Origin of the sequence: Xanthomonas hortorum (assembly GCF_011305375.1) — a bacterium.
Lineage (GTDB): Bacteria > Pseudomonadota > Gammaproteobacteria > Xanthomonadales > Xanthomonadaceae > Xanthomonas > Xanthomonas hortorum_E.
The window spans coordinates 120,331-138,160 of sequence record NZ_VCME01000009.1 but is presented as its reverse complement, the minus strand read 5'-3'; the positions used below and the strand labels follow the sequence as shown (position 1 = coordinate 138,160).

Annotated in this window: 11 protein-coding genes and 1 other RNA gene; 7 read left to right on the top strand and 5 right to left on the bottom strand. The window is 63.1% G+C overall.

Going from position 1 to position 17,830, the window contains the following annotated elements:
- Window positions 1-93: 93 nt before the first annotated feature.
- From rpmH to mnmE, 5 genes are all read left to right on the top strand, one after another.
- Window positions 94-234 (top strand): 50S ribosomal protein L34, encoded by a 141-nt coding sequence (gene rpmH / locus FFY45_RS10550; RefSeq protein ID WP_002805908.1) that lies wholly within the window; start codon window positions 94-96, stop codon window positions 232-234.
- Between the two features lie 38 nt (window positions 235-272).
- The gene (rnpA, locus tag FFY45_RS10545) at window positions 273-710 is read left to right on the top strand and encodes a ribonuclease P protein component (protein ID WP_176340423.1); all 438 of its coding nucleotides are present in this window, start codon (window positions 273-275) and stop codon (window positions 708-710) included.
- A gap of 25 nt (window positions 711-735) precedes the next feature.
- The gene (yidC, locus tag FFY45_RS10540; protein ID WP_176340399.1) at window positions 736-2,457 is read left to right on the top strand and encodes a membrane protein insertase YidC; all 1,722 of its coding nucleotides are present in this window, start codon (window positions 736-738) and stop codon (window positions 2,455-2,457) included.
- A gap of 81 nt (window positions 2,458-2,538) precedes the next feature.
- Window positions 2,539-5,229: a polysaccharide deacetylase family protein gene (locus tag FFY45_RS10535; protein ID WP_217902531.1), complete on the top strand. Its 2,691-nt coding sequence runs from the start codon at window positions 2,539-2,541 to the stop codon at window positions 5,227-5,229.
- Between the two features lie 22 nt (window positions 5,230-5,251).
- Window positions 5,252-6,592, top strand: coding sequence for a tRNA uridine-5-carboxymethylaminomethyl(34) synthesis GTPase MnmE (gene mnmE, locus FFY45_RS10530; protein WP_176340397.1), 1,341 nt, complete (start codon window positions 5,252-5,254; stop codon window positions 6,590-6,592).
- A gap of 103 nt (window positions 6,593-6,695) precedes the next feature.
- Here the strand turns inward: mnmE and FFY45_RS10525 are convergent, their stop codons facing one another.
- Both FFY45_RS10525 and FFY45_RS10520 read right to left on the bottom strand, forming a co-directional pair.
- A complete protein-coding gene (locus FFY45_RS10525; RefSeq protein ID WP_176340396.1) occupies window positions 6,696-9,740 on the bottom strand; it encodes a TonB-dependent receptor in 3,045 nt (1,014 codons plus the stop codon).
- A 707-nt stretch (window positions 9,741-10,447) separates the two neighbouring features.
- Window positions 10,448-11,308, bottom strand: a complete 861-nt coding sequence (locus FFY45_RS10520; RefSeq protein ID WP_176340395.1) for an acid phosphatase — start codon at window positions 11,306-11,308, stop codon at window positions 10,448-10,450.
- A 194-nt stretch (window positions 11,309-11,502) separates the two neighbouring features.
- Here FFY45_RS10520 and FFY45_RS10515 point away from each other — a divergent pair, with 194 nt between their 5' ends.
- Window positions 11,503-13,803: a TonB-dependent receptor gene (locus FFY45_RS10515; protein ID WP_176340422.1), complete on the top strand. Its 2,301-nt coding sequence runs from the start codon at window positions 11,503-11,505 to the stop codon at window positions 13,801-13,803.
- 97 nt (window positions 13,804-13,900) lie between these two features.
- On the opposite strand, the gene FFY45_RS10510 is transcribed toward FFY45_RS10515, so the two are convergent.
- Window positions 13,901-13,976: non-coding RNA, sX9 sRNA (locus tag FFY45_RS10510), on the bottom strand.
- Window positions 13,977-14,053: 77 nt separating this feature from the next.
- On the opposite strand from FFY45_RS10510, the gene FFY45_RS10505 reads away from it, so the two are divergent.
- Window positions 14,054-15,154, top strand: coding sequence for a glycerophosphodiester phosphodiesterase (locus FFY45_RS10505; RefSeq protein WP_176340394.1), 1,101 nt, complete (start codon window positions 14,054-14,056; stop codon window positions 15,152-15,154).
- Window positions 15,155-15,233: 79 nt separating this feature from the next.
- Here FFY45_RS10505 and FFY45_RS10500 read toward each other — a convergent pair whose 3' ends face one another.
- Together FFY45_RS10500 and FFY45_RS10495 are read right to left on the bottom strand one after the other, a co-directional pair.
- On the bottom strand, window positions 15,234-16,022 hold the full coding sequence (locus tag FFY45_RS10500; RefSeq protein WP_176340393.1) for a rhomboid family intramembrane serine protease: 789 nt from the start codon (window positions 16,020-16,022) through the stop codon (window positions 15,234-15,236).
- Between the two features lie 632 nt (window positions 16,023-16,654).
- Window positions 16,655-17,611, bottom strand: coding sequence for a TerC family protein (locus tag FFY45_RS10495; protein ID WP_176340392.1), 957 nt, complete (start codon window positions 17,609-17,611; stop codon window positions 16,655-16,657).
- Window positions 17,612-17,830 lie beyond the last annotated feature (219 nt).

The window sequence follows — 17,830 nt, the reverse complement described above, 5'->3', positions numbered from 1 at the left end:
CACCTGCGGTAAAGCGTTTGGGGAGTTGACCGGCCCTGTAGAGGTCCTATAGAATTTCCGGTTCTATTCGTCTCCATCCATGCAGAGGGCCCCATGGCCACCAAGCGTACTTTCCAACCCAGCAACCTCAAGCGAGCACGCGACCATGGCTTCCGCGCACGTATGGCAACTGCCGACGGCCGCAAGATCCTGGCTCGCCGCCGCGCCAAGGGCCGCAAGCGCCTGAGCGCTTGATTGCCGCGCCGCTCCCCGCGGCCGAGGCAGTCCCTACCGTGAACGCATCGAACCCGTGCAGGCGATTTCCTCGCTCTGCGCGGGTTCGTACGCGTGCGCAATATACGGTCGTTTTCGATACTGCACGTCGCACCTCGGACCCGTTGCTCAGCCTGCACTGGCGGGCCGGCGATACGCCGCCGCGCCTGGGCATGGCGGTGTCGCGCAAGGTCGATACGCGTGCGGTTGGACGTAACCGCATCAAACGCGTGTTGCGCGATGCCATGCGGCACCTGTTGCCCGAGCTGGCCGGTGGCGATTATGTCATCGTGGCGCGCTCGGCCGCCGCAAAAGCGACCAATCCACAGATTCGTGACGCCTTCTTGCGTCTGCTGCGCCGTGCCGGCGCATTGCCCCTGCCTGCTGCGCCCGGCACAATGCCGCCCGCCAGGACGATGCACCCATCCTCCCTTTCCCCGACAGAGCCGGAACTGTAGTTCCGACTGAGCGAGTTGCTGCCCGATGAACCAGACCCGTGTTTTCCTGATTTTTGCCTGGCTGATGGTCGCGGCGTTGCTATGGATGGAGTGGGGCAAGGAGAAGACGGCTGCCAATGCGCCGGCTGTGGCAACGACCCAGTCGGTACCGGCTGCGCGCGATCTGGATGCGGCTGCGACGCCGGCCAATGTGCCGGCGGCCCAGGCCATCCCGCAGGCGGGCGTGCCAGGCACGGTGTCAGCCACTAGCACTACTGCGGCAACTCCGGCCGCTGCCGGGGCTGCGCCGGTGGTCACCCTAACCTCGGACGTGCTGCGTCTGAAGCTGGACGGCCGCAGCGTGCTGGATGCCGAGCTGCTGCAGTTTCCGCAGACCAAGGACGGCACCGCGCCGGTCAGCCTGCTGACCGAAGACGCCGCGCACCCATACAACGCCACCAGCGGCTGGGCCAGCGAGCATTCGCCGGTACCGGGCGTGGGCGGCTTCCGTGCCGAACAGCCGGGCACCGCGTTCGAGCTGGCCAAGGGCCAGAACACCCTGGTGGTGCCGTTCGTGTGGAATGGCCCCAACGGCGTGTCGATCCGCCGCACCTTCACCCTGGAAAGTGGTCGCTACGCGATCTCGATCAAGGACGAGGTGATCAACAAGAGTGGCGCGCCGTGGAATGGCTACGTGTTCCGCAAGTTGAGCCGGGTGCCGACCATCCTCAGCCGCGGCATGACCAACCCGGATTCCTTCAGCTTCAACGGGGCGACCTGGTATAGCCCGCAGGAAGGCTACGAGCGTCGCGCGTTCAAGGACTACATGGACGATGGCGGCCTCAATCGCCAGATCACCGGTGGCTGGGTGGCGCTGTTGCAGCACCACTTCTTTACCGCATGGATTCCGCAGAAGGACCAGGCCTCGTTGTATGTGCTGAACCAGGACGGCCCGCGTGACGTGGCCGAGCTGCGCGGCCCGGCCTTCACCGTGGCGCCGGGTCAGACCGCCAGCACCGAGGCGCGCCTGTGGGTGGGCCCGAAGCTGGTCAGCCTGATCGCCAAGGAAGACGTGAAGGGCCTGGACCGTGTGGTCGATTACAGCCGCTTCTCGATCATGGCCATCATCGGCCAGGGCCTGTTCTGGGTGCTGAGCCATCTGCACAGCTTCCTGCATAACTGGGGCTGGGCCATCATCGGCCTGGTGGTGCTGCTGCGCCTGGCGCTGTATCCGTTGTCGGCCGCGCAGTACAAGTCCGGTGCCAAGATGCGCCGCTTCCAGCCGCGCCTGGCGCAGTTGAAGGAGCGTTATGGCGACGATCGCGTCAAGTACCAGCAGGCGACGATGGAGCTGTTCAAGAAGGAAAAGATCAACCCGATGGGCGGCTGCCTGCCGCTGCTGATCCAGATGCCGATCTTCTTCGCGCTGTACTGGGTGCTGGTGGAATCGGTGGAACTGCGTCAGGCGCCGTGGCTGGGCTGGATCCAGGATCTGACCGCGCGCGATCCGTACTTCATCCTGCCAGTGCTCAACATCGCCATCATGTGGGCCACGCAAAAGCTGACCCCGACCCCGGGCATGGACCCGATGCAGGCCAAGATGATGCAGTTCATGCCGCTGGTGTTCGGCGTCATGATGGCCTTCATGCCGGCCGGCCTGGTGCTGTACTGGGTGGTCAACGGTGGCCTGGGTCTGCTGATCCAGTGGTGGATGATCCGCCAGCACGGCGAGAAGCCGAGCAAGATCATCCAGGCCAACGCCAAGTGATCTGAAGAAGGCCCGCCGCAAGGCGGGCTTTCTGCATGTAACTCCGCACCTGTCTTAATCCATGCCAAGGACGCCCTCGTGATGTTATCGCCGTTGCATCGCCTGTTGCTGTGCGCCAGTTGCGCGTGCGTGTTGGCGCTAGCCGGCTGTGGCAAGCGCGATGCGGGCACCCCTGCACCCGCTTCGGCACCACCGGCTGGCGGCACAGCCAATGCAGCCGCGCAAACGGGCGACGCCGCCAAGGCGCGTGCGCTAATTGCACAGCTGCGTGAGCAACTGGATCGGCACCGCCGCATCATCGTGTTGCTGGCCGACGAAGGCACACAGTCACCACGCGATCGCGCCACCTCCAGCAGCGTGGGCCAGCAGTTGTTCCATGAAAATCTGGAACAACGCGAACGCATTGCCGCTGCGTTTGAAACCGTGCTGAGCTCGCGCGAATCAAGCCGTTTTGCCGCGATCGCCACAGTGCTGGATGAGGTGGAATCGGCACCGGATCTCTACGATGCCGACCGCCTGGCGTTTCGCGAAGTGCTACGCGATCTGCATGCACGCATCGGCCGCGATTCGGCATTGCCGGCAGTGAAACTGCATCAACGTATTGGCGAGGACTTGGAGGCGCTGGATGAGATCGAGCGCAGCTACAACAAAGAGCTGACGCAGATTTTTAGCCGCTTCGACCGCAGCCGTGCGATCGTGCCCAAGCGCGAAAAGTGGGATGACTACGTTGCGCATCTGCGCACGCTTTACACGCGCGAGAAGATTCTGCGCGACCACGGCGTGGTGGAGCCGTATCCGTTCTCCGCGCGCGATAGCGACAGCGAAATCTTCGGCCGCGATCTGCCGCCCAAGACGGTGGTGCTGACCTTCGACGACGGCCCGCACAAGGCCTATACCGAGGAGATCGTGGCGATTCTTAAACGCTACGAGGTGCCGGGGGTGTTCTTCGAGGTCGGCCGCAACCTCGGCAGCCTGGATGCTGACGACAAGCCGAAACTTGCCCCGTTATCCAAGATCAGCCATGCGCTGATGGAAGAAGGCTATGCGGTAGGCAACCACAGCCTGACCCATGCGCAGTTGTCCAAGACCACCGGCGATGCGTTGCGCAGCCAGGTGCTGGATACCGACACGCTACTGCGTGCGGTGGACGACAAACGTGCGCCGCTGTTCCGGTTTCCGTATGGCGCGCGTAATGCCGAAGGCTTGCAGTTGCTGGGCGAAGCGGGCCTGAAGTCAATCATGTGGAACATCGATTCGATGGACTGGGCCGACCCGGTGCCCGAATCGATCGTGCAACGCGTGCTCGACCAGGTGAACAAGGAGCAGCGCGGCATTGTGTTGTTCCATGACATCCACGACCGTGCGGTGAAGGCGCTGCCGCAGATCCTGGATCGCTTGATCGCCGATGGCTACCAATTCGCCGGCTGGAATGGCCGTGACTTTTCGGTGGCGCGCGCGCCCAGCGCTGCAGCCGAAGCGACCGTGACGACGGGCTACGCCAACTCGTGGGCGATCGTGATCGGGATCGACGATTACGCGCATTGGCCCAAGCTCGAATATGCGGCCAACGATGCACAAGCGATCGCTAGTACGCTGACCGGACCGCTGGGATTTCCGTCTTCGCAAGTGATTGTGCTCAAGAACGGTGAAGCCACTCGCAACAATATTCTGTCCGCGTTCCACGACCGCCTTGGCGAGGGCCGCGCACAGACCAATGACCGCGTGTTCGTGTTCTTCGCCGGGCATGGCGCCACGCGCCGGCTCGCTTCCGGGCGCGATCTGGGCTACATCATTCCGGTCGATTCGGATCCGGAGCATCTGGCCAGCGACGCGATCGCGATGAGCGATCTGCAAAATATCGCCGAGAGTCTGCAGGCCAAACACGTGTTGTTCGTGATGGACGCGTGCTACAGCGGGCTGGGACTGACCCGTGGCGGGCCGACATCCAGTGCTTATTTGCGCGAGAACGCGCGACGCATTGCGCGCCAGATGCTCACCGCCGGCGGCGCCGATCAGCAAGTGGCAGATAGCGGCCCGAATGGGCACTCGGTCTTTACCTGGGTGCTGCTGCAGGCGCTTGGCGGCAAGGGCGATCTCAATGGCGATGGTTTGATCACCGGCACCGAACTGGCAGCGTATGTCGCGCCGGCGGTCTCGGCGGTGTCGGCGCAAACGCCGGCGTTCGGCAGCTTGCCTGGATCGCAAGGCGGCGAGTTCGTGTTTCAGGTGCCGAGCGGCGAAGAGTTTCTCACCGCCGATACCGCGCAGCTGTCTGCCGATGCGATTGCGCTCAACGGGCGCGTGGATGCGGCGACGACCGGCGGCGCCGCAGTGGCCGCAGCACCGGTGACGGTAAAGACCTTGCAGGGCGGGGAAGCCAAGCTGGTACTGCCCACTGCGGTGAAGAGCAGCGACCGTCAGCGTGCGCAGCTGGCCAACGAGCGTGGCCTGCAGTTGTACAAGGAAAAACGCTATGCAGAAGCGGCCGAGCAGTTTGCCGAAGCCTTGAAGCTGCGCCCGGATTTCGCACTGGCCGCCAACAACTTGGGCTTTGTGTATTACCGGCAGGAGCGCTTCGCCGAATCGGCGCGTTGGCTGGAAAATACTTTGAAAATAGATCCATCGCGCGCGGTGGCTTATCTCAATCTCGGCGATGCTTACGCAAAAGCCGGCGAGCGCCAGAAAGCACGTAAAGCCTACTCCACCTATCTGGAGTTGCAGCCGCAAGGCAGTGGCGCCGCCCAGGCACGCACGCAATTGCAACGTCTCTGACCACACGCCGTACCAACAGCCTATGTCTTCTTCGCCATCGACCATTGTTGCCATCGCCAGTGCCGCCGGAACCGGGGGCATCGGCATCGTGCGGCTGTCCGGCCCGCAGGCTGCGCAGATCGCCGCCGCGCTGGGCATTGCCACGTTGCAGCCACGGCACGCGCGCTACGCACGCTTTCGCGACGCGCAGGGCGAGGTGATCGACGACGGCATCGCGCTGTGGTTTCCGGCGCCGCACAGTTTTACCGGCGAAGACGTGGTGGAGCTGCAAGGCCATGGCAGCCCGGTGCTGCTGCGGCAATTGGTGGCGCGTTGTATCGCACTGGGCGCCCGGCAGGCACGCGCGGGCGAATTCAGCGAGCGTGCGTTTCTCAACGGCAAACTCGATCTTGCGCAGGCAGAAGCCATCGCCGACCTGATTGCCGCCGGCGATCTGCGCGCGGCGCGTGCAGCGCGACGTTCCCTGGATGGTGTGTTCTCGCGCCGCGTCGATGCAGTCAGCGACAGCCTCACGCGTCTGCGCATCCACGTGGAGGCGGCGATCGATTTTGCCGATGAGCCGCTGGATACGCTGGGCGGCACGCAGGTGCGTGATGGACTGACGCAGGCACGCGGCTTGCTCGCGCAGTTGCTGCGCGATGCCGAACGCGGACGCAAACTGCGCGATGGCTTGCATGCGGTGTTGATCGGCCCGCCTAACGCCGGCAAGAGTTCCTTGCTCAATGCACTGGCCGGCAGCGAGCGCGCCATCGTCACCGATGTCGCTGGCACCACCCGCGACACCTTGCAGGAAACCATCCAGCTCGATGGCTTCGAGTTGACGCTGGTCGACACTGCGGGCTTGCGCGACGGCGGCGATGCGATCGAACGCGAAGGCATGCGCCGCGCACGCGCCGAACTGCAGCGCGCCGACCTGGCGCTGGTCGTGCTGGATGCACGCGACCCGCAAACCGCACGCGATGCGATCGGCGATGCCATCGATGCGGTGCCGCGGCAGTTGTGGATCCATAACAAGTGCGATCTGCTTGCCGAACCTGCACACCTGGATAGTGACGCGATCGCGGTCTCGGCAGTGACCGGGCATGGACTGGAGCAGTTACACGTGCGTCTGCGCGAACTGGCGCTGGGTGATGGCATGGACAGTGTGGAAGGCGAATTTTCCGCACGCACACGGCATGTCGAGGCACTGCGCCGCGCCGACCAGCATGCAGACGCGGCAGATCTGGAACTGGGTTTCGAACAGCTCGAACTGGCTGCCGAAGAATTGCGTCTGGCGCACGAAGCACTCGGCGACATCACCGGCAAGCTGAGCGCCGACGAGTTGCTGGGCAAGATCTTTTCGAGCTTTTGTATCGGGAAGTGATGGGGCGAAGTGCAACGCGCGGCGAAGAATCTGCATTCGCCAGTTAAAAGAAATCCGGCCTCTCTCGAGGCCGGATTCGTGTGGCAGACACGCATACCGCGATTCAGAAGTCGTAGCGTGCGGTCAGGCGGAATGAACGAGGCGTCTGATAATTCTGATCGTTCAAGTAGTTGGGGCTGATCACGTCGCGAGACGCCTCACTGAACTCGTTGTACTCGGTGACCCTGTCGTTGTTGAACAGGTTGAAGACGTCTAGCTTGAAGCGCAGCTTGTTGTCGGCCCAGTTGGGGATGTAGGCCGCAGCCAGATCGAAGGTCCAGGTCCACGGCGTACGCCCTTCATCACCACGCTGGCGCAGCACGCGTGTGCCTTGTGCATTCAAGCAGTAAAAGCTCGAACCGCTGTAACCACTCAGCGTGCCCTGATCAGGCTGCGGGATATCGTCCAGCGGGATATAACCCTGGCAGTTGATCGGACGTCCTGACTGGAGCACCAGGTTGCCGCCGAATTGCCATTCGGGTGTGAGGTTGTAGGCACCGAACAATTTGAGCGTGTGCTGACGATCGTTCGGTGTCGGCCCGTAAGTGCCGTCGGTGAACAAACGGTGGTCGAAGTCCTGTGTCAGGCCCGGATCTTCCTGTTCCAGGGTGGAATTGACGTATCCCTCCACATTGCCGCGTGTTCTGGCAAATGTATAGGAGCCCTGGAAGTTGAACTTCTCGCCGGTGCGCTCCCAGAAGAACTCCAGTGCGGTGTGGAGGCGGCGATATTCCGGCAGGCCGAGATACGAGGCCGGCAAAGTCGCCAGTTCGAGTTCACCATCGCCATTCAGATCGACATTGATGGTGACGTCGCTACCCGGATTCAGGAAATAGCAGTTCGGGACCGAACTCGGATCGAAGTCGGTAAAGCCGTTGTCCGCTGCCCAATCGATCCACGGATTGGTCGTGCAGGTATCGTCCATGCCCGACTTCACTTCGCGGCGGATCATGCGTACGCCAGCCATCCAGTTCTCTGTCAGCTGCAGCTGACCGCCCAAAATCACTTCATCCTGATACATAGGAGAGAGATTGGTGGAAGCAACCGACGCGGGGTTGGGTGCGGTGAGCGAGCCATTGGTCTGGGTCTGGCCGATCTGCGCGCCTTGGCCCACCGGCGTACCGTCTGCTTCGCTCCAGCCGTTGACGAAGTACCAGTTGGACACGGTCGATTCTGCGCCGGTGGCACGGATGCTGGAGTTGCTCGCTACCGGGATGTAGTAGCGACCAGCGGTACCGAACAGTTTCAGGCTGGAGTCGCCCAGGACATCCCAGGAGAAGCCCAAGCGTGGTGCCATTTTGTAATCGGACTCGATCCATGCAATGCCATCGCCGTTCTTGTTTTCGAACTTCTCACCGCGCAAGCCGAGTACGGCCAGGAAGTTCTCGGTGACCTGCCAATTGTCTTCCAGGTAAAACGCGCTGTTAGTGTTCTCATATGTGGAGCTACTGCTTTGAAAAACGCGCGAGCGCGCATACAGCGCACCGCGCGGTACCAGTTGGCCGTTTACCGTGCGGCCCGGTTGCCCGGCAAACGCGCCGGTGGCCACAGAATTGCCAGGCACCGTGTAGTAGGCCCAGTTGATGCCGCCCGCATAGGTCCGTCCGCGGTGGCTGGATTCGTACTTTTCCTGATCGACACCAAAACGCAACCGGTGATCGCCCAGTACCCACTCACCGTCGACGCGGAACGCTTTGCGGATATCTTCGTCGGGCTCGGCATCGCGGTCGGCAATGGTGGAAATCGTGCCCGGGTTGCAGCCGATGTAGCGATCGACCACGCTGGTTGTCAGCCCGAAGCTATAGGCCCACGGGCAATCACTGCCGGCTGGATCGGTCGGCAGGCGTGATTCGATGAGATTGCTCAGGTAGCCGTATTGCGCCGACAAGGTGAAGTTGTCGGTGAAGTAGCCGGTGTACTTGAGGATGCCGACCTTGCCCCCGTTTTCCATCTCGTACTGTTCGATTGGCACTTCGTGCCGGCCGACGTTGTAGCGGTTGTCGCCGTTGGCGTCGGTGTTGTATTCGTAGGTGCGGTACTTGGTCTTGGCCTGGTTGTAGATACCAGTGAATTCAACGAGGTTGCTGTCGTTGATATACCAATCAAGTTTGACCAAGCCCTGCGGTGTCGTGTCGCTGACGCGTCGGCTAGTCAATGCATCGAACGTGTCTTCAGTTTCCTCACGGCCCTCGACCATCGCGAAGAAGAACAAGCGGTCCTTGATGAGTGGGCCGCTGGCATAGGCCGAGTAAATGGTGCTATCGAACTGATTGTCGCTGCGGTACTGGTACAGCGGGTCCGCAGCATCAGGGTCGCGCTCGCGCACGTCCTTGCCCGCTGCTGCGCCCCAGTCCGGCGCCCATTCGACACTACCGCCGTAATGCCAGTCGTTGGAACCGGACTTGGTCACGATGCTGATGATTCCGCCCAATGAGCGGCCGTACTCGGCGCCATAGCCACCAGTCTTGACCTGCAGCTGGCCAATGCCCTGGAACGGCACGTTGGCGAACGACAGGAACGTGCGCATGTTGGTCACGTCAAAGCCATTGATGTAATAGCCGTTCTCGGCCACCGACGAGCCGCCGAACGAGGCGAGATTGCCTGCGCCCAGGCCGCTATCGCCGCGGACTGCGCCAGGCGCGAGCAACGCGACCGAGGAGACATCGCTGGCAACCGGTAGAGAAACCATCTGCTCGGCAGTGAATACTGTGGTGGATTCCACCGAGGACACGTCGACTGGATTGAAAGCACGCGCGCCTACCACCTCGATCCGGTCAAGCGTTTTGGCCTGACTGCCAAGCAGTACCTGCGAGCCGCTACCGACCTTGACCTCGACCTCGCGAGTGACCCCATCCGCGGTGATTACGTATTTACCCGGCGGCAGCTGACTGAACGTGAATCGGCCATCGGCAGCGGCAGTGGCCGAGCGGCTCACGCCCGTCTGCGGGCTTTGAATGGCGATGGTGCTGCCTGGCTGCCCGGTACCGAAAATGGAGCCAACCGCGCTTTGGGCTTGTACACCGCCGGCAACGCACATGCTCAGCGCAATGCTCAAGGCACTGCGTGTGATGTTCTTGGACAAGGCACTACGAACCCCTGGACGTGTCATTCCTCTCTCTCCTGATGAAGTACCGTCACACCGACTGCAAGACGTAAAAACTCAACTGCCTGTGGCAATTGAGGGGGAAGGCGCTTCAAGAAAACCTGACCAACCGAGCCCGTCACTTTCCTGAAGGCTGTCTGAAGATTAACCCAAGATTTACGGAGATGTCATCTTCCGGGAACTTTTTGATGAAATAGGGCTTCCGGGCCAGGAATTGCTTGTCGGATTCATGTATTGAGCGCCTGTCCCCTCCGGTCCAACGCGGCTGGTGTCTTCGTCCCACGTCTTCGTCCAGGCGGCGAGTACGCATCTGGCGCCTTCGCCGACAGTGAGCACGCTGCCCGACCGAGCGAAGCGCCGCTGCGACATGTCATGCGGTGGGGACGGACAGCGAGATGTCTATTGCCGTGAACGGGCAAATGCCAGGCCGGTCGGCCGGGTTGGTGAGCATCGGCTCGCATTGATCATGCAGAACATGCGGGAAGGGCTGGCGCCGGACGCGCGCGCAGAGGGATCGAGGCCAGGCGGTCTCGATCAACGTAGTCGATCTACTCAATGCGTCTGTGGCCGGCCAGTGTCCGGCGGAGTGATGCCGAGGCCGGGATCAGTCGAGGTCCAATACCGCGTATTCAACAGACGTTGGATGCATGGTCCAACGCGCAGTGGCCGGGTTGTCTGGAGCAGGTCGCAGTGACCCGATCCTGTCGTACCGCTTACATCACACCGGGCAACACTGTATGCAGTGCCGCGTTTTCGGCATCGCAACTGGGCGATGCCGCGGGAGTTGCAGCTTGCTTCGCACGCGCCTGCGCGATCTCGCGGCGTGCGGCAGCCAGGTCTTTTTGGAACGCTGGGTTGTCGTGCAAGGCGGCGACGGTGGCGGCGGCCATCATGCGGCCCTGGATGACGTCGCTTTGCCAGTGCACGTTGCAGACCAGGCGGCTGTCGCCGAAGGCGCGGCCTCGGGCGAGCAGGGCGTCGCGTTGTGTGGGGGCGAGTTCGGCCAGGATCAGGCCCCAGCTCCAACCGATGGCGGTGTGGCCGGAGGGGTAGGAGCCGTTCTTGCGCAGCGCTGCATCGTCGGCGGGCGTGCACATCGGTTGGTCGTTGCGCATGAACGGTCGCGGGCGTTGGTAGCGTGCCTTGGCCGCGCTGGTGCTGCTGCTGGCGTCGCGCATGCTGCGTTCGAGCAGGCGCAGCAGATGCGGGGTGTGGGCCTGATCGATCTGGATGCCGAGCGCGCAGCTGAAGTGACCGGCAGCAGCGGGGAAGGCCAGTGCGGCGTCCTGTGTGGCCAGGTTCCAACGTGGTGTGCCGCGCAACGCGAGCATGGCCTTGGCGATGGCTTCGTCGTTGGCCAGCGCGGCGCTGCCGTCCTGCGGCGGTGGCGGCACCAGGCGCAGGCTGTCGGGCAACTGTTCTTTTTCAAGATATCCACGCGCATCGGTGGCGATCACCGAGCCTGCCGGCGCTGGCCTTTCTCGCGCGCTCAGCATGCCGCTACCGACTACCAGTGTGGCAATGGCGAGGCCTGTCAGCGTCCGACGATAAGAGCGAGCACTGCGATGCAACATGGATCAACCCTCAACAACGCACATGGAAGAGCTTGCAGATTACGACGCACAGGTGACATCTGCATGCCGGCGCAACGCAGCTGCAGCGCGGGATGCGCAGCGACTGTCGCAGCACTGTCATGTCCCGGTCGCATCGGCGCAAGACAGCTGTCGCACGCTTGCCGTCATCTTTTGACTCGTCCCCCATGCCGCTCATGCCCAAGACCCATCTCTTAAGTGCCGCCGTTCTCGCCGCGCTTGTGTTGTCGCCCGCCGCCCACGCCGCCGATCCAGAAGTGACTGCCGACACCGGCACGACCGTGCAGCAGCTCGATGCGGTCTCGGTGATCGGCCAGGGCGAAACGCGTCAGGTGCAGCGCATCACCCAGCAGGACATTCCGGTGTTGCCACCGGGCACCAGCATCCAGAAGCTGCTTAACCGCATGCCGGGCGTCAATGTGCAATCCAACGACGCCTTCGGTGCCAACGAAGAGTCGCAGACCATCAGCCTGCGCGGCTTCAACGGCACGCGCCTGGGCTATACGCTCGACGGTCTGCCGCTGGGCGACAACGCCTACGGCAACTACAACGGCCTCAATATCAGCCGCGCGCTAATCGCCGAGAACTTCGGCGGCGTGGAGCTGGCCTCGGGCATCGGCGCACTGGGTACCGCCTCCACAAGCAACCTCGGCGGCACCATCCAGTACTACTCGGCCGATCCGTCCAGCGTGTTCGGCGGGCAGCTGTCGCAGACGCTGGGGTCGGATGCCAATCGCCGCACCTTCCTGCGTGTGGATACCGGTGACTACAACGGCTTTTCGGCATATGTGTCGGGCATCAACGCCGAAGCCGACATGTGGGCACGGCCGGATTCGCCGACCACAACGCGGCAGTTCAATGCCAAGGGCGTGTACCAGTTCGATGGCGGCAAGCTGACCGCATTTGCCGATACCTCGCGCACCTCGCAGGCGGACTATTCGTATCTGTCCAAGAGCGGCATGGCGCGTGGCCTGGGCTGGGACTGGAATCTATACGCACCGGACTGGAACCGCGCATTGGCCGCGGCGTATTGCGCACCGGCCACGCGGAATGCGGCACGCTGTGGTTTCAGTGGCGGCGTGGACAACGTCGACGATGCCTATTACCAGAGCCGCGCGTTGCGCGACGACGATCTGTTCTACGTGGCCGGCGACTTCCAGCCCAACGATGCGATCAGCCTGCACACCCAGGTCTATCACCACGAAAACAAGGGTCAGGGCCACTGGTGGTCGCCGGGCCAGGCGTCCAATCCAGGCACGCCGCAGGCATTGCCGATTTCTATTCGTAGCACCAATTACTGGATCAACCGCACTGGCGGCATCGCCTCGCTCGGCTGGAATCTAGGCCCGCATCACCTTGAAGCGGGGCTGTGGTACGAGCGCAATCACCACGATATCGAGCGTAATTTCTACTGGATCGACGGGCCGGTCAGCGACGACAAGTTCCTGCAGAACCCGGATCGCCGGCTGTTCTCGCAGAACTCCGTCATCACCACCAGGCAGTTCTACGTGCAGGGCAACTTCAAGTTCCTCGATGAGCGCCTGAGCGTGGATCTGGGCATCAAGAGCCCGAGCACCGAAATGACCGCGCGCGCGACGCCGGGCGTGGTGGTGGAAGCACCGGTGGCGACCGGCTCGATCAAGGCCAGCGAGTCGGTGCTGCCGCAGATCGGTCTGGGCTATCGCCTGGCGGAAGGGCAGGAAGTGTTCGCCTCGTATGCGGAAAACATCGCCGCGTTCCAGGGCGGCGGCGCCGGCGGTCCGTTGCTGGTGACGCAGGCCTCGTTCGATGCCAGCGTTGGCGCGCTGGAGCCGGAGAAGTCGCGCACCATGGAAGCCGGCTATCGCTTTGTGCGCGATCACTTCGAAGCCTCGCTGGTCGGTTATGACGTCACCTTCGACAACCGGTTGCTCTCGCTCAATCCCTGCGCCAGCATCCAGCAGGGCACCACGCCGGCCTGCACCACGCGTTTCTTCAACGTGGGCTCGGTGAGCAGCCGCGGCGGCGAACTGACCGTGATCTGGAAGCCCACCAGCTACCTGCAGTGGTACAACTCGGCTTCGATCAACCGTTCGACCTACGACGACAACTACGTGCAGAACGGCGTGATCATTGCCACTGCCGGCAAGACCACGGTCGATACGCCCAAGCGCATGTTGGCCAGCGAAATCGCCTTCAACTACGCCAACTGGAACGTCAATCTGCGCGGCAAGTACACCGGCCAGCGGTATTACACCTACACCAATGACCAGGGCTTTGGCGGCTACACCTCGTTCGACGCGGGCGCCGGGTACGACTTCGGCCAGGCCGGCGTGCTGCAGGGCCTCAAGCTCTCGCTCAATGTCACCAACCTCACCGACAAGCGTTACGCGTCCAACCTCACCGCGTTCGCCAACAGCGACCCGAATGGGCGTCAGTTGGCGTTCCATGCCAGTGCGCCGCGGCAGGTGTTCTTGACGCTGGATGCGAAGTTCTGAGTTAGGGATTGGGGAATCGGGATTGGGGATTCGTAACGGCGGGCCTTGTTGCTGCTTACTGATCTCCGATGCCGATCAACGTGGATAGTTTTAGAGTGGCTGACAAGACTTAGCGCGTGGCTATCAGGCGGGTGCGGACGATGTGGAGGAAGCGGGGTGTACGCGTCGTACATGCCGCAACGCCAATCGGCCGCGTTTGCCTGGCGATCACGCCTTGGTTTTGATGGCTGCTTTTTCGTTGGAGAGATGCATGATGCAGATCCACCGTGTTCTAGTGTTGGGAGCGATGATGGTCGGCATGAGCGGCCCGGCAGTTGCAGAAGCGCCGTTGGCGAAAACGATGCAGATCTTTGCGCACCGTGGTGCCAGCGCGTTGCGCCCGGAACACACGTTGGCCTCGTACGCCAAGGCCATTGTCGATGGCGCCGATTTCGTCGAGCCGGATCTGGTGTCGACCAAGGATGGCGTGCTGGTGGCGCGGCACGAGAACGAGATCGGCGGCACTACCGATGTGGCCAGCCACCCTGAGTTCGCCGCGCGCAAGACCCGCAAGACCATCGATGGCCAGCCGATGGAAGGCTGGTTCACCGAAGACTTCAGTCTTGCCGAGTTGAAGACGTTGCGCGCGCGCGAGCGGCTGCCGCAACTGCGTGGCACGCGTTGGGATGGGCAGTTTCAGATCGTGACCTTCGACGAGATCATCGATTTTGTCGCGGCGGAATCGGCGGCGACCGGTCGCACCATCGGGCTGATTCCCGAGATCAAGCACCCGAGCTATTTCAGTGCGCTGCATCTGGCGATGGAAGACAAGGTGCTGGCGAGCTTGCGTGCGCATGCGTACACGCAGAACGCGCCGGTGGTGATCCAGTCGTTCGAGACCGGCAATTTGCGTGACCTGCGCGGCAAGATCGGACGCACCAGCAACATCCATCTGCTGCAGTTGCTGGGTGGCGCGCAGATGGCGCTGCCCGATGCGGGTGTGGGCAACGCGCCGCGCACGTATGGGCAAATGGTGACGCCCGAAGGGCTGAAGCAGATCGCCAGCTATGCCGATGCGATCGGCCCGGACATCCGCAGCATCATTCCGTTGGATGCGCAGCAACGCCTGGGTACGCCGACCAGCCTGGTGCACGACGCACATGCGGCCGGGTTGCAGGTGCAGCCGTATACGTTCCGTCCGGAGAATTATTTTCTGGCGGTCAACAATCGCAGTGCTGGCGCGGTGACCGAGCGTAACGAGGCGGGCGCTTTGGCCGAGCTGAAGGCATATCTGGATGCCGGTATCGATGCGTTCTTTGCCGACGATCCGGGACTGGCGCGGCGTGCGTTGAACGAGCATAGAACGCGTTAAACGCATAGGCGGTCTGTAGGAGCGCGCTTGCGCGCGATGGGGCGCTCCAGATAACGCCTCATCGCGCGCAAGCGCGCTCCTACGTCCCCGGCGGTCGCTCGCGCGGGGGGAAACGCAGCACCACGTTGTGCGAGCCGTCTTCCTGGCGTTGCCATAGCACCGGCACCTGGCGCGGCGGCGGCGGTTCCAGCACGTCGCGCTCGGCGGTGCTGACTTCCCAGGCGGCGTCTTCGTCCTCGTCGTCCCAGCTGTAGCGCGGCTTGGCTTGTTGCGGGTCGCGCAGGCGCAGCAGCAGTGCGGCGATCAGGCCGGCCACGGCGCCGCCCAGATGCGACTGCCAGGACACGCCGGCTTCGTGCGGCAGGATGGTCAGCAGCATGCCGCCGTAGAACAGGAAGGCGATCATGCTGGTGGCGATCGCCGGGCGGTCGCGGCGCAGCAGGCCGAGCACGAACACCAGAAACATCAGCCCGTGGGTGACGCCGCTGGCGCCCAGGTGGCGGCTGCCGGGTTCGCCCAGCAGCCAGGCGCCCAGGCCCGAGCCCAGCCACAACAACGGTAGCGCCATGGCGGTGGCGCGCGGATACACGCTGCCGGCCAGCGTGCCCAGGATCAGCAGGGCGGCGGCGTTGGCACCCAGATGCGCAAGCGAGCCATGCAGCAGGGGTGCGGTGAGAATGCCGAGCAGGCCGTCGGTCTGTAGCGGTGCCACGGCCCAGGCGCGCCAGTCGAACATGCCCTGGGCGGTGAATACCGCCAGCAGCAGCACGGCGGCCAGGCTGAAGTTGAAGGCACGCAAGACCCGGGAGCGATCCAGGCGGTCTTGGGTGGTGGTGGCGTCGGCGGTGGCAACAGGATGCTGTGTCATGCCTTCACGGATGGCGTCGCGCGGGTTTTTTTACAAGCCTATCCGGCGCGGGATAAGCAGGCCCGGCGACGGGATAATCCACTCCTGGGGCCGGTCCTTGGTGCATCGGCCTGCGCCGCATCACGGATGCCCCGCAGCTTGGCTGCAGGGCCCTTGCCCGCCCACCCTCGCGGGACACGCCGCAAGTACGTCCGTGTAGGCGTAAGGTCCCGCGACGGTGGGCGGGCAAGGACCAGTGGAGATGGTCGGTGTGCGTAGCTCTTCTCAAAGCAACCGATTCACTCTCTGGCGCGGTGTCCTCGCCGATTGCGGGACCGTGTGGCGGCATGGATGCCGCCACCGAGCCTCCACGGACGGATTCACGGCGTGTCCCGCGAGCGGTGAGGGCACCGCGCCCTCGACTCATCTAGCTTTTGATTGTTGATCTGTCGCTTGGCTGCGAGGTCCTTGCCCGCCCACCATCGCGGGACACGCTGCAAGTACGTCCTTGTAAGCTCTTACGCGGCATCCATGCCGCGTAAGGTCCCGCGATGGTGGGCAGGCAAGGACCCGTCGAGATGGTCGGTGCGCTAGATGCGAGCAGCGCACGCGGCGCTGCCATTCACGAATCCCCAATCCCCAATCCCGGCCCGTCAGTGCCGGGCCGGCTTGGGCGGACGCAGCAGGCTCAGCACGATGGTGAAGATCAGGATCAGCACCACCGCCGCCAGCGACACCAGCACCGGGATCTTGTACAGATCGATGATCATCATCTTGGTGCCGATGAACACCAGGATCACTGCCAGGCCATATGGCAACAGGTGGAAGCGGTCGGCCATGCCGGCCAGCAGGAAGAACATCGCGCGCAGGCCCAGCACCGCGAACACGTTGGAGGTCAGCACGATGAACGGGTCGGTGGTGATGGCGAAGATCGCCGGAATGCTGTCCACCGCAAAGATCACATCGATCACCGCAATCAGGATCAGCACCACGAACAACGGGGTGAACCAGCGCTTGCCGTCCTTGATCACGCTCAGCGCGTTGCCGTCGTACTGCGGGCTGAGCCGCAGATGGCCGCGCATCCAGCGCAGCACCGGGTTGGCTTCCAGATCCGGCTCCTTGCCAGCGGAGAACCACATCTTGATACCGGTCAGCAGCAGGAACGCGCCGAACACGTACAGCAACCAATGGAACTTGGTCAGCAGTACCGAGCCTGCAAAGATCATGATCGCGCGCAGCACGATGGCCCCCAGCACGCCTATGATCAGCACGCGCTGGCGCTGTTCTTCGGGCACGCCGAAGTAGGTCATGACCATCAGGAACACGAAGATGTTGTCGACCGCCAGCGATTTCTCGACCAGGTAGCCGGTCAGGAACTCCAGCCCGATGCGGTTGGCCACCGCCTCGCCGGCGCTGGACTGCAGGTACCACCACAGCCCGGCGTTGAAGGCCAGTGCCAGCAGCACCCAGCCGATGCTCCACCAGGTGGCTTCCTTGAAGGTCACCTTGTGCGCGCCGCCGTGGCGCATCAGCACCAGATCGACCATCAGCGCCACGATCACCACGATCGCGAAGCCACCCCATAACCAGACATTGCCAATGGTTTGCATAAAGAATCCCGAAAAGTGAAACGACCTGGACAGCCGGTGGGCTGAGGCCTTGTGACACGGAAATCGTGGATTCCGGGTGACGGACCTTCGCCTGCGCGGCGAAGGTCTCGCTCGCAACCGGTGTGGCCGGTTGCCGTTGCACCGGAGCGCCTGATGACAGGGCTCGTAATGACGGCGACAACGCTGGAGCGACTTCCCGAACGATGGCATGACCGCTGC

Excerpts from the sequence above, each read along its gene's own strand:
- FFY45_RS10520 (WP_176340395.1), bottom strand. The coding sequence starts at position 11,308 with ATGTTGCATCGCAGTGCTCGCTCTTATCGTCGGACGCTGACAGGCCTC.
- FFY45_RS10535 (WP_217902531.1), top strand. The coding sequence starts at position 2,539 with ATGTTATCGCCGTTGCATCGCCTGTTGCTGTGCGCCAGTTGCGCGTGC.
- mnmE (WP_176340397.1), top strand. The coding sequence starts at position 5,252 with ATGTCTTCTTCGCCATCGACCATTGTTGCCATCGCCAGTGCCGCCGGA.
- FFY45_RS10525 (WP_176340396.1), bottom strand. The coding sequence starts at position 9,740 with ATGACACGTCCAGGGGTTCGTAGTGCCTTGTCCAAGAACATCACACGC.
- rpmH (WP_002805908.1), top strand. The coding sequence starts at position 94 with ATGGCCACCAAGCGTACTTTCCAACCCAGCAACCTCAAGCGAGCACGC.
- yidC (WP_176340399.1), top strand. The coding sequence starts at position 736 with ATGAACCAGACCCGTGTTTTCCTGATTTTTGCCTGGCTGATGGTCGCG.
- FFY45_RS10515 (WP_176340422.1), top strand. The coding sequence starts at position 11,503 with ATGCCCAAGACCCATCTCTTAAGTGCCGCCGTTCTCGCCGCGCTTGTG.
- FFY45_RS10495 (WP_176340392.1), bottom strand. The coding sequence starts at position 17,611 with ATGCAAACCATTGGCAATGTCTGGTTATGGGGTGGCTTCGCGATCGTG.
- FFY45_RS10500 (WP_176340393.1), bottom strand. The coding sequence starts at position 16,022 with ATGACACAGCATCCTGTTGCCACCGCCGACGCCACCACCACCCAAGAC.
- FFY45_RS10505 (WP_176340394.1), top strand. The coding sequence starts at position 14,054 with ATGATGCAGATCCACCGTGTTCTAGTGTTGGGAGCGATGATGGTCGGC.